This window comes from Kitasatospora sp. NPDC043950, from assembly GCF_056435345.1.
Genome location: NZ_JBWKER010000024.1, coordinates 87,612 through 99,636 on the forward strand (window position 1 = coordinate 87,612; position 12,025 = coordinate 99,636).

The following is a 12,025-nucleotide window of genomic DNA, read 5'->3' on the forward strand; positions in this document are numbered from 1 at the left end:
CAACAGCCCAGCGTCACGACATCACGGCGTCACGACAGCCGCGCGCCGGAACAACCCAGCGTCACAACGTCCCGGTGTCACGACGTCACCGCGCCGCCAGGTACATCCCGCCCGCGTCCTGCCCCGCCGTGTTGCGGCACGCGTAGTCGCCGCTGCTCTGCCCCCACAGCAGGGTCAGGCAGCGCCCGAGCGCCTGCTGCCCGTAGTAGTTGGGGTGCATCGACTCCTGCAGCACGCCCTGCGTGGAGTTGAGGCCGCCGTCCAGGAAGCGCGCCCATTCGCTGGTGGTCGCGGACGGTCCGGCGGTGGCGGTCGGCTGCCGGGTGGCCGTCGAGCAGACCTCGCGGCCCTGCAGCATGTCGGAGAGGTCGAGGAACTGGGCGCCCTTGGACGCCGCGACCCCGGCCAGCGACTTGGAGATCTGCGGCACCATCGAGTCGCGCGCCCAGTCGGCGTCACCGTCCCAGAACGGGCAGCCGCCGGTGTTCGAGCGGGTCCAGCCGCTCTCCGGGTAGCGCATCTCGGCGCTGCGCGGGATCGGCGAGGGGTAGGACTGCAGGACGAGGCGGTAGTCCCCCTGCGCGTAGCCGGCCCCGGCCATCACCGCGCGGATCTCGTCGATCGCCTTGCCGACGCCGGCCATCGCCGTGGGCATCTTCGAGTCGATCGAGGACTGCGCGGAGTCGTGGCAGTAGGAGTACCAGATGAGGTAGTCCTGGACGCAGTTGGAGATGATGCCGCTGAAGCCGAGGTCGTTGCCGCCGATCGACAGCGTGATCAGCTTGACGCTGTTCTGCCGTGCCACGGTGGCGAGTTGGTCGGCCTGCGGGGCCTCGCCCTTGAGCGTCTGGCCGCCGTTGGCGGCGCGGAAGATGTTCGCGGTGACGGCGCCGGAGCAGGCCAGGTTGATCTCGTTCTGCGCGCCGGTGGAGGCGCTGAGCACCTCGGCGACGTCGGAGCGGTCGCAGCCGCTCGCGGCCGTGGGGCCGTAGATCCGGGAGGCGTCGGCGGAACTGCCGTTCCAGGCGCGGTCGGTACCGGCCCGGCTGCCGCTGGTGCCGGCGGCGTTGCCCATCCAGCGGCCGGCCTCGCCGGAGATGTAGCTGTCGCCGAGCGTGACGCTGGCGGTGGGGCCGCCCGGTGCGGCGAGGGGTACGGAGGGGGCCGCGGCGGCCGACGCGGCGGTGGCGAGGCCGCCGGCCATCAGACCGCCGGCGGCCAGCGGGAGGGCGAGGGCCGCGGTGAGCAGCCGTCGGCGGAGTCGAGGGGCGCTGCGGGTGATGCTCGAACTGTTTTCGGGCACGGCGGAACTCCTGCGGCTCGGTCTCCCCGTGCGGTGGGGACGGGGAGACGCCTAGGTGAGGGTGGGCCGCCGGCCGGTGGCGCGATGAACATGACATGCCCGCACTGGTTACCGCTAGGTATCTGCACCAGGTTTCCCGCTTTGTTACCGCCGGGTTCAGACCAGCGGAGCACCGGGTTCAGACCGGCGGAGCGCACGGGTCGAACCGGACCGGCGCGGCCCGGTTCACACCAGCCGCGAACCGGCCCCGCCCGCCCCCAGCACGGCCGCCAGGTCCTCGGCCAGCCGCTGCGCGTCCGCCGGTTCCAACTGGGCCACGGTGAGCCGCAGCCCGGGCGGGGACTGGACGCGGTAGCGCGCGCCGGGCGCCGCGACCCAGCCGCGCTGCACCAGCGCCACCAGCACGGAGGTCTCGTCCGGCACCGGCACCCAGACGTTCAGCCCGCTCTCGCCGTGCGCCTCGATGCCGCGCGCGGCGAGTTCGCCGAGCAGCGCGTCCCGGCGGGCCCGGTAGACGCCGGCCACCCGGGCGACCGGCACCGCGTCGGTGCGCCACAGTTCGGCGACGGCCCGCTGGAGCAGGTGGCTGACCCAGCCGGCGCCCAGGCGCAGCCGCCCGGTGACCCGCCCGATGGTGTCCTGGTCGCCGACGGCCACCGAGAGCCGCAGGTCCGGGCCGTACGCCTTGGCCGCCGAGCGCACCACGGCCCAGTGCCGCGCGCCGGCGCCCACCAGCGAGTGGTACGGCTGGTCGACCATGCCGTGCCCGTGGTCGTCCTCGATCAGCAGCACGCCGGGGTGCTCGGCCAGGACGGCCCGCAGCTCCTCGGCCCGGCGGGCGGTGAGCGCGGCGCCGGTCGGGTTCTGCGCCCGGCTGGTGACCACCACCGCACGGGCGCCCTCGGCCAGCGCGGCGGCGAGCGAGTCGGGCAGCGGGCCCTCGTCGTCCAGCCGGACGGGCGCGGGCCGCAGGCCGAGCGCGGGCAGCAGGTCGAGCAGGCTGCCCCAGCCCGGGTCCTCGACGGCGACGGCGTCGCCGGGGCGCAGCCGGATGGCGAGGATGCGCTCGATGGTGTCGAGCGAGCCGGAGGCGACGGCGATCGGGCCGCCGGGCAGGCCGTCGGCCTCGAAGGAGGCGCGGGCGAGCGCGAGCAGCCCGGGGTCGACGGCCGGGTGCCCGTACAGGACGGGCTCGGCGTGGGCGGCCCCGGCGGCGGCCGCGAGGACCGGGGCGAGGTCGGGCAGCAGAGCCGGGTCGGGGTTGCCGCCGGACAGGTCGCGGGCGTGCGGGGGGACGGGGACGCGGATCTGGTCGCGCGGGGTGAGCGCGGGCCTGGGGAGGATCCGGCTGCCCTTGCGGCCGGCGGTCTCGATCACCCCGCGGTCGCGGAGCAGCCGGTAGGCGGCGGCGACGGTGTTGGGGTTGACGCCGAGTTCGGCGGCGAGGTCGCGCAGCGGGGGCAGCGCGGTTCCGGGGGCGAGGCGCCCGGTGCTCACGCCCTGTTCGATGTGGGACGCGATTTCGCTGGCGCGTCGCCCTTTCAGCGGATAGTCTCCTAGCACAAAGCAAATTATGCACTAGTACATAGAGGTTGTCATGTCGGCCCCTTCAGAAGGCTCCGCCAGCTACTCCCGCACCCCCCGCACCACCCCCACCCGCTACAAGGACCGCGCCACCTGGGAGCAGGAGGCGATCCACGACATCCTCGACCACGCGTACATCTGCCACCTCGGATTCGTCGCCGACGGCGCCCCCGTCGTCCTGCCGACCATCTACGCCCGCGTCGGCGGCCGGCTGTACGTCCACGGCTCGACCGGCAGCCGTCCGCTGCGCAACGCCTCCGCCGACCAGGGCCTGCCGGTCTGCCTCACCGTCACCCTGGTCGACGCGCTGGTGCTGACCAAGTCCGCGTTCAACCACTCGGTCAACTTCCGCTCGGTCATCGCGCACGGCACCGCCCACCAGGTCACCGACCCCGAGGAGCTGGACGTCGCGCTGGCCGCGCTGGTCGACCACGCGATCCCCGGCCGCTCCGCCGACGTCCGCCCGGCCAACGCCAAGGAACTCGCCGCCACCGCCGTCCTCCGGCTCGACCTGGACGAGGTCTCGGCCAAGACCCGCGCGGACGGCGCCGACGACGACCCGGAGGACCTCGACCTGCCCCACTGGTCCGGCCTGATCCCGGTCACCACCGTGCACGGCACCCCCGAGCCGGCCGCCTCCACCACCGTCCCGCTGCCCGCGCACCTGCGCGGCTACCCCCGCTGACGGAGGGCCCGCCGATGCTGATCAGATCCTGGGACCGCGGCGACGAACAGGAGTGGCGCGCCTGGCTGGCCGAGGGCCGCGACTTCGGCCTGCTCGCCGCCAACGGCGGACCGGGCGAGGGCCCGGTGCTAGTCCCGACGCACTTCCTGCTGGACGCCGGGCGCGGCGAGATCCTGCTCCACCTCGCCGCGCCCAACCCGCTGCTGGCCGCCGTCCGGGCCGACCCGCAGGTCACCCTCGCGGTCACCGACGGCTACGCCTTCGCGCCCGGCCACTGGCGCGGCGAGCCGGGCACGCCCACCAGCTACTACGCCTCCGTCCACTTCCACTGCACCGCCGAGCTCGTCGAGTCCGCGGCGGGCAAGGCGGAGATCCTCAACCGCCAGCTGGCGCACTTCCAGCCGGAGACGCCGGACACCCGGGTGGTGCCCGGTGAGGGCGAGTTCTCCCGGCTGCTCCCCGGCCTGCGCGGGCTCCGCCTGACGGTCCGCGAGGTGCGGGCCAAGTTCAAGTACGACGACAAGAAGCCGGCCGACGCCCAGCACGCGATCGCCGACCGGCTGGCCGAGCGCGAGGCCGACCGCGCGAACGCCCCGCACCCCCGGCGCGACCAGGACGCCGCCGCCCGCACCCAACTGCTGCGCCGGCACCAGCGGCGCGTCGGCTGACCGGGACGCACCGAGTGACCGGGGGGCACGTCAACTGGCCCGGCAGGCGCGCCGGCTGACCGTGGGGCGCGTCCGACCGTTCACGCTCCCGGCGCGAACGGCCCATCACACCGCGGGTGACTGACCCCGGATCACCCGATCGGCCTCCAATTCGAGCAGGGCGGCCCCGTCGCTGCTCGAATGTGAGACGAGTCCTGCCCACTCGGCCGTCAGAGCGGGCCCGTCCACCTCGGGGAGCGCGCTTGTCCACACTCAACAGCCATCGGGCGGGCGAGGCCCACCTCGGGCACGTCATCTTCATCTCCGCCGCCGCCGCGATGGGCGGGTTCCTGTTCGGCTACGACAGCGCGGTGATCAACGGTGCGGTGACGGGCATCCAGAAGCACTTCGCCGTGGGCAACGGCGAAACGGCCTTCGTGGTGGCCATCGCGCTGCTCGGCTCGGCGGCCGGCGCGGTGGCCGCCGGCCGGCTCGCCGACCACCTCGGCCGGGTCCGCACCATGCTGCTGGCCGCCACCCTGTTCGCGATCAGCGGCATCGGCTCGATGTTCCCGCCGAGCATCCAGGTGCTCGCCACCTGGCGCGTGGTCGGCGGCATCGCGATCGGCATCGCCTCGGTGATCGCGCCCACCTACATCGCCGAGGTCGCGCCGACCGCCTACCGGGGCCGGCTCGCGTCCTTCCAGCAGATGGCGATCGTGCTCGGCATCACCGTCTCCCAGCTCGCCAACTGGGCGATCAACCAGGCCGCCGGCGGCGAGTCCACCGGCCACCTGGGCGGCATCCAGGCCTGGCAGTGGATGCTCGGCGTGGAGACCATCCCGGCCCTGGTGTACGGGCTGATGGCGCTCGCCATCCCGGAGTCGCCGCGCTACCTGATCGCCGACCACCGGGAGGATCAGGCCCGCAAGGTGCTGCGCGAGGTGGAGGGCGAGGACGTCGACCTGGACGCCCGGGTCGCGGAGATCCGCACGGTGCTGGAGTCCTCGCACAAGCCCCGGCTCAAGGACCTGCTCGGCGGGCGGTTCGGCCTGCTGCCGATCGTCTGGGTCGGCATCGGGGCCTCGGTGTTCCAGCAGTTCGTCGGCATCAACGTGATCTTCTACTACTCCTCGTTCCTCTGGCAGTCGGTCGGCATCAACGAGTCCAACTCGCTGCTGATCAGCCTCTCCACCTCGATCATCAACGTGATCGGCACGGTGATCGCGATGGCGCTGGTGGACCGGATCGGCCGCAAGCCGCTCGCCCTGGCCGGCTCGATCGGCATGGCGCTCGCGCTGGGCACCGCCGCCTGGGCGTTCTCGTACCGGCACGGCACGGGTGACACCGCCACGCTCGACAACACCCACGCCACCGTCGCCCTGGTCGCGGCGCACGTCTTCGTGCTCTGCTTCGCCTTCTCCTGGGGCGTGGTGGTCTGGGTCCTGCTCGGCGAGATGTTCCCCAACCGGATCCGCGCGCTCGCGCTGTCCGTCGCCGCCTCGGCCCAGTGGATCGCCAACTGGGCGATCACCGTCAGCTTCCCCGACCTCGCCGACTGGAACCTGTCGGCGACGTACGTCATCTACGCGGCCTTCGCGCTGCTCTCCATCCCGTTCGTGGCCTTCTGCATCAAGGAGACCAAGGGCCGCGCCCTGGAGGAGATGGGCTGAGCCCGCCCCCGTCGAGTCCCCGCCGCATCCGGCCCGACCCACCGCGAGGAACCCATGCCTGACCAGGGCGGCTCCCGGCAGAACGTCGCCTTCCCGAGCAACGGCCGCACCGCGCACGGGTACCTGGCCCGCCCGCCCCAGGGCGTCGGGCCGGGCCTGGTGGTGGTGCAGGAGTGGTGGGGCCTCACCACGCACGTCGCGACGATGGCCGACCGGTTCGCCGCCGAGGGCTTCACCGTGCTGGCCCCCGACCTGTTCGGCGGCGCCACCACCCACGACCGCACCGAGGCGGCCCGGCTCACCCGCGAGCTCCCGGTCGAGCGGGCCGTCGAGGACCTCTCCGGGGCCGTCGACCACCTGCTCGCCCTGGAGGGCGTGGTCGGCGACGCGGTCGGCGTGGTCGGCTTCTGCATGGGCGGCGGCTTCGCCCTGCTGCTGGCCGCCCGGGAGGGCGACCGGGTCGCCGCGGTGGTGCCCTTCTACGGCCTCCCGCCCGACCCGGACTTCGACTACCGGGGCCTGACCGCCCACGTCCTGGGGCACTACGGCGAACTGGACGGCTCGATCCCGATGGCCGCCGTCGACGAGGCCGCGATCCGGATCGGCGAGGCCACCGACGTCCGCCCCGAGATCCACTTCTACCCGGCCGGCCACGCCTTCATGAACGACGAGAACCCGCTCGGCACCTACGACCCGCTCCAGGCCGCGACCGCCTGGCGCCGCACCCTCACCTTCCTCTGGGGCCACCTGGGCTGAGCCCGTCCCAGCCGTGAAAACCCGTTGGACAGCCGTACGAGCCGCGGCCATAGTCTCCAGGTGCCGACCCGACCTCCGCGCCCCCGCCGCCTCGCCTGGGCGAGCCGCAACTTCCGCATCCAGACCGCCGCCACCGTGGTCAGCGGCCTCGGCAACGCCGGTGCCCCCATCGCCACGGCCTTCGCCGTGCTCGGCCACGGCGGCACCACGTCCGAGGTCGGCTACGTCACCGCCGCCCGGCTGCTGCCCACCGTCCTGCTCCTGGTGGTCGGCGGTGCCCTCGCCGACCGGATGCCCCGGCACCACCTCATGGTCGCCGCCAACCTGTTCAGCGGCCTGTCCCAGGTCGTCCTGGCGGCACTGGTGCTGGCCGGGGACATCCGGCTCTGGCAGCTGATGCTGCTCTCCGCCGCCGGCGGCGCCGGGTACGCGCTCTACTCCCCCGCCTCCGGCGGCATGATGCTGCAGGCCGTCGCCCCGGAGCACGCCGCCCGGGCCTTCTCGGTGTTCCGGATGGGCCAGAACGCCTCCCAGATCGGCGGCGCCGCGCTCGGCGGCGCGCTCACCGCCGCCGTCGGCCCCGGCTGGGTGCTCGCCCTGGACGGCGCCTGCTTCCTGGTCGCCGCCTCGCTCCGGTTCTTCCTGGAGGCCGAGCAGGCGCCCGCCCCGCAGGGCCACAGCATGCTGCGCGATCTGCGGGAGGGCTGGCGGGAGTTCGCCTCCCGCCGCTGGCTCTGGGTGGTCGTGGCGCAGTTCTCCGTCCTGGTCGCCTGCATCGGCGCGGTCGAATCGGTGTACGGGCCGACGGTCGCCAAGGAGCGCCTCGGCGGGGCGTCCGACTGGGGCCTGGCGATGGCCGCCTACGGCGTCGGGCTGGTGGTGACCGGCGTGCTGATGGCCCGCTGGCGGCCCCGCCGGATCCTGTTGGTCGGCAACTGGGGGGTGTTCCTGTTCGGCGTGCCCGCCCTGGCGCTGGCGGCGGAGGCGCCGCTGCCGCTGCTCGCCCTCGCGATGTTCCTGTCCGGGGTCGGCGTCACCGTCTTCGGCGTCAACTGGATGGTCGCGCTCCAGCAGGAGATCCCCGAGGAGATGTTCTCCCGGGTCGCCGCGTACGACGAGCTCGGCTCCTTCTCGCTGTCCCCGATCGGCATCGCGCTGGCCGGCCCGGCGGCCACGGTGCTCGGCCTCTCGGGCGCGCTGTGGGCCTGCGCCGTCGTCTGCCTGGTGCTCAGCGCGGTCGTGCTGCTGGAGCCTCAGGTCCGCCGGCTGGCCCGCAGGAGCACCGTCGACGCACCGGTGGCCGCCGCCGAGCCGGTGGCCGCGCCGTGAGCGCCCCGTGCGCCCCGCGTGCGCCCGGCCGTACGCAACCACTGGTACGCCAGGTTCGTCCGACCAGGTAAGTCACACCACCGTCTCTGGGGGCCACTGGTGCCGAAGCCGCTGCTGTTCCTGGACGTCGACGGGGTGCTCAACCCGGTCTGCCCGCACCCGGACGCCGGGTTCGACACCCACACCCTGCTCGGCTACTCGGTGCTCCTCTCCGCCCGGCACGGCGCCTGGCTGCGCGAGCTGGCCGGCACCTACGAACTCGTGTGGGCCACCACCTGGGAGGAGCACGCCAATGCGCACATCGCCCCGGCGATCGGCCTGCCCGCCCTCCCGCTGGTCCGCTTCACCGGCGACGTCCCGCAGCCCGGTGACCCGCGCGTCCCGCTGATGGAGCTGCTCTCGGCCCGCAAGTGGGCCCCGCTGCTGCGCTACGCCGCAGGCCGCCCGTTCGCCTGGGTGGACGACGTCATCCCGCCGCGGCTGGTCCGCAACTCCCTCTGGCGCCGCGACCGCCTGCTGCTGCCGATCGACCCGGGCCCGGGCCTGGAGCGCCGGCACGTCGACCGCCTGCTCGCCCGGCCGCCGCGCACCCCGGCCGGCCGCCTCCCGCTCAGGGGGTCGGCAGCCAGCTGACGTGCCCGGCGAGCAGCGCGTACCCGACGAAGGCCACCGTGTCGATCAACGCGTGCGCCGCGACCAGCGGCATCACCCGCCCCCAGCGCCGGTAGAGCAGGCAGAACACCGCCCCCATCACCATGTTGCCGACCAGCCCGCCGACCCCCTGGTACAGGTGGTACGAGCCGCGCAGCACCGAACTCGCCACCACCGCCGCCGGCCACGACCAGCCCAGCTGCCCGAGCCGGCGCAGCAGGTAGCCGAGGACGACGACCTCCTCCAGGGCGGCGTTCTGCCACGCGGAGAGCACCAGCACCGGGATCCGCCACCACACGTCCGGCAGCCCGGACGGCGCCACCGTCAGGTTGTAGCCCGCCGCCTGCGAGGCCAGGTACAGCACCAGCCCGGAGCCGCCGATCGCGGCCGCCACGGCGGCGCCCCGGCCGAGGTCGCGCAGCTTCTGCCCGAGGTCGAAGCCGAGCACCCGCAGCGCGGCGCCCTCGCGCACCAGCAGGTACCCGACCAGCACCACCGGCATCAGCCCGCGCCCGATGTAGTACAGCTGCCACACCAGGTCCAGCCAGGGCCGGCCGGGCGCCCGCGAGCCGTTCAACGTGGCGACCTGCTGGCCGAGTTGGATCGGTTCGGTGAGCGAGGCCGCGAAGCTGATCAGCGCGCTGACGCCACTGGCCCCGAGGGAGAGTCCGAGGACGATCAGCAGTTCCACGCCGAGCAGCCGGCGCGTGGGCTTCGCGGTCTCCGGTGCGGTCGGGAGGGTGGTCACGGGGGCTCCAGCGTGGCGGGCGTCGCTCCGGCCGTCGGCCGACCGCCGGAGCGATCATCCTGACACAGCGGTCCGGCTACCCGACCGGCCAGGTGTGCACCGGCTCGCCGGTGCGCATGTGCTCGATGTAGCGCCTGGTCATCGCGGCGAGCGCGGCCGGGCGGTCCATCCCGTACTGCTCGCGCAGCCGGTGGAAGGTCGCGCTCTGCCAGGCCGCGCCGTTGGTGCGGCGCAGGCAGCGCTGCTCGATGATCCCCAGGTAGCGGTCCCGGTCGGCGGGCTCCACGCCCCACTCGTCCAGGCCCTGGTGGGCCATCGGCAACAGTTCGTTGAGCACCAGGTCGACGGCGGACACCGTGGTCAGCCCGCCGCCGCGGCCCGCCCGGCCCGCCCTCGGCCACTGGAACACCGCGTCGATGCCGTAGCGGGCGCCCTGCCGGAAGTTCTCGTCGGCCCGCTCGAACGGCAGCCGGGTCCAGACCGGCCGGGGCTGCTCGGCGAGCACCCGGACCAGCCCGTAGTAGAAGGCGGCGTTCGCGAGCGTGTCGGCCACCGTCGGCCCGGCCGGCAGCGCCCGGTTCTCCACCCGCAGGTGCGCGGTCCCGCCCGCGATGTCGTACACCGGCCGGTTCCAGCGGTAGATCGTGCCGTTGTGGAGCCGCATCTCGGCGAGCCGGGGCGCGCCGCCGGAGGCGAGCACCTTCAGCGGGTCCTCGTCGTCGCAGATCGGCAGCAGGGCGGGGAAGTACCGCAGGTTCTCCTCGAACAGGTCGTACGCCGAGTCCACCCAGCGCTCGCCGAACCAGGTGATCGGCCGGACGCCCTGCGCCTTGAGTTCCGCCGTACGGGTGTCACAGGCCTGCTGGAACAGCACCGGACGGGTCTCCCGCCACAGCTCCCGCCCGAACAGGAACGGCGAGTTGGCGCCGAGCGCGAGCTGCGCCCCGCAGATCGCCTGGGCCGCGTTCCACACCGAGGAGAAGCGTTCCGGGGTCACCTGAAGGTGCAGTTGCAGGGAGGTCGCGGCGGCCTCGGCCACCATGGTGATGGTCTCCAGCTGGAGGTGTTCGACGCCCTCGATGTCCAGCGCGATGTCCTCGCCGCGGGCGGCCAGGATCTGGTCGCTGAGCAGGCTGTAGCGCGGGTTGTGGGAGATCGCGTCCAGGCCGGTGTGACCGTGCTCCAGGGTCGGCAGGATCCCCACCATGACGATCCGGGCACCGGCCTCGGCGGCCCGCCGGTCGGCGTAGCGCAGCCCGGTTTCGAGCTCCTCGCGCAGATCCTCGAAGACGTGCCCGCACAGCCGGTGCGGCACGATGTTCACCTCGACGTTGAACTGGCCCAGTTCGGTCTGGAAGTCGCTGGAGCCGATCGCGCTCAGCACCTGCGCGTTGCGCAGTGCCGGCAGGCCGTCCTCGTCGGCCAGGTTGAGCTCGATCTCCAGGCCCATGACCGCCCGCGGCCGGTCGAACCGGTCCTCGCGCAGCATCCGCCCCAGCGCGTCGAGGCAGGCCTGGAGCTTGCGCCGGTACAGCTGCCGGTCCGCCAGATCAGCCCGAGTCGCCACGACCTTCTCGCCCACGGTCCCCTCCTCCTGAGACACCGGCCGACCCGACCGTGCAAGCATCATGCCCACCTCGAAGATCGATACCCGAATGCTCGTACTGGCTTGCAATGCAAGGAAACTGACGGATATTCAGCAGATCTGCCGACTTGCCCGGCGCCACCGCCTGTGATAAACAGGTCACCCTGCGCACCTGTTCGATAGAATTCGCACTGCGCTCCGGCCGGCCCGCTCCGCCTCGAAACCCTCGTCGACGGCGGCGACCGCGCCGGCACCGCGATCATGCACAACCGGACACGGCCAGGTCCCGTCACCGATGACACGCCGCGCCACGCCGGTATGCCGCACTCGCACGCCGATCTCGCACGGAGAGGCGGACCCCGCCATGACTCTGCAGACCCCCCAGCCCCCGCCGAGCGCCCTGCGCGCCGTCCTGGCCGCACTCGACTCGGAGACCGCGCTGCGCCAACCCGCCGCCGCAGCACTGCGCCATCCGGTCGGCCCGCTGCTCCCCGCGCACCCGCTCGCCGTCCACGTCCTGGACGGGCCGCGCCCGGAGCTGCGCGCCGCCCGCCGGACGGGCTGGCGATTCCTGATCAAGGACGGCGCCGAGGTCGCCGCCGCCGCGGAGGTCGTCCAGGCCGTCGAGGGCCACACCTTCTCGCACTTCACCGCCGGCCCCTACCTCGACTCGACGGTCCGGGCGCTGCGCCAGGCCTGGCAGCTCGCCCAGGGCTCCCGGTCCCGCCAGCAGCCCCGGCTGCTGACCTTCCCCGGGCAGTACGCGACGGCACTGTGGCTGCACGGCCCCGACGCCGACCCGGCCGCCGACCAGCTGATCCCGCTGGCCCCGGCCCCGCTCGGCGTCACCGCGCACCGCGCCTACCCGGCCGGCGAGCTGCTGCCGCTGCTCGCCCGGGCACCGCTCGCCAAGCCACTGCTGCTCGGCTCCTCCTGAGCCGACCCCACGCCGCCGGGCCGCCGGGCCACCACCCCGGTGGCCCGCAGCGGGTGGGGGGCCCTCTCCCGCCCGCACCACCCAGGAAGGACGACCCCCCCTCGCCCCCCGGGGCATATAGCCAAGG

The 12,025-nt window shown here is 73.7% G+C and carries 11 protein-coding genes; 7 read left to right on the forward strand and 4 right to left on the reverse strand.

The window, feature by feature from the left end; all coding sequences use genetic code 11:
• Positions 1-85 precede the first annotated feature (85 nt).
• The gene (locus tag AC07BF_RS18025; RefSeq protein WP_363585294.1) at positions 86-1,303 is read right to left on the reverse strand and encodes a GDSL-type esterase/lipase family protein; all 1,218 of its coding nucleotides are present in this window, start codon (positions 1,301-1,303) and stop codon (positions 86-88) included.
• A gap of 225 nt (positions 1,304-1,528) precedes the next feature.
• Positions 1,529-2,866 carry an aminotransferase class I/II-fold pyridoxal phosphate-dependent enzyme gene (locus tag AC07BF_RS18030; RefSeq protein ID WP_400985845.1) on the reverse strand — a complete coding sequence of 446 codons (1,338 nt, stop codon included), beginning with the start codon at positions 2,864-2,866 and terminating at the stop codon, positions 1,529-1,531.
• A 34-nt stretch (positions 2,867-2,900) separates the two neighbouring features.
• Here AC07BF_RS18030 and AC07BF_RS18035 point away from each other — a divergent pair, with 34 nt between their 5' ends.
• The 6 genes from AC07BF_RS18035 (at position 2,901) to AC07BF_RS18060 (ending at position 8,610) form a co-directional block, all read left to right on the forward strand.
• Positions 2,901-3,572 (forward strand): pyridoxamine 5'-phosphate oxidase family protein, encoded by a 672-nt coding sequence (locus tag AC07BF_RS18035; protein WP_363585296.1) that lies wholly within the window; start codon positions 2,901-2,903, stop codon positions 3,570-3,572.
• A gap of 14 nt (positions 3,573-3,586) precedes the next feature.
• The gene (locus AC07BF_RS18040) at positions 3,587-4,240 is read left to right on the forward strand and encodes an FMN-binding negative transcriptional regulator (protein WP_363585297.1); all 654 of its coding nucleotides are present in this window, start codon (positions 3,587-3,589) and stop codon (positions 4,238-4,240) included.
• A gap of 242 nt (positions 4,241-4,482) precedes the next feature.
• Positions 4,483-5,892, forward strand: coding sequence for a sugar porter family MFS transporter (locus AC07BF_RS18045; RefSeq protein WP_363585298.1), 1,410 nt, complete (start codon positions 4,483-4,485; stop codon positions 5,890-5,892).
• A gap of 54 nt (positions 5,893-5,946) precedes the next feature.
• Positions 5,947-6,648, forward strand: coding sequence for a dienelactone hydrolase family protein (locus tag AC07BF_RS18050; RefSeq protein ID WP_363631920.1), 702 nt, complete (start codon positions 5,947-5,949; stop codon positions 6,646-6,648).
• Positions 6,649-6,708: 60 nt separating this feature from the next.
• Positions 6,709-7,977, forward strand: a complete 1,269-nt coding sequence (locus tag AC07BF_RS18055) for an MFS transporter (protein ID WP_363585300.1) — start codon at positions 6,709-6,711, stop codon at positions 7,975-7,977.
• A gap of 99 nt (positions 7,978-8,076) precedes the next feature.
• A complete protein-coding gene (locus AC07BF_RS18060; RefSeq protein WP_063350210.1) occupies positions 8,077-8,610 on the forward strand; it encodes an HAD domain-containing protein in 534 nt (177 codons plus the stop codon).
• On the opposite strand, the gene AC07BF_RS18065 is transcribed toward AC07BF_RS18060, so the two are convergent.
• A complete protein-coding gene (locus AC07BF_RS18065; RefSeq protein WP_363585301.1) occupies positions 8,588-9,376 on the reverse strand; it encodes a CPBP family intramembrane glutamic endopeptidase in 789 nt (262 codons plus the stop codon). The two genes, AC07BF_RS18060 and AC07BF_RS18065, sit on opposite strands and share 23 nt — an antisense overlap.
• A 76-nt stretch (positions 9,377-9,452) precedes the next feature.
• Entirely contained in the window at positions 9,453-10,958 is a 1,506-nt protein-coding gene (locus AC07BF_RS18070; protein WP_363585302.1) for a glutamate-cysteine ligase family protein, read from the reverse strand.
• Between the two features lie 367 nt (positions 10,959-11,325).
• Here AC07BF_RS18070 and AC07BF_RS18075 point away from each other — a divergent pair, with 367 nt between their 5' ends.
• Positions 11,326-11,898, forward strand: a complete 573-nt coding sequence (locus AC07BF_RS18075; RefSeq protein ID WP_363585303.1) for a hypothetical protein — start codon at positions 11,326-11,328, stop codon at positions 11,896-11,898.
• Positions 11,899-12,025 lie beyond the last annotated feature (127 nt).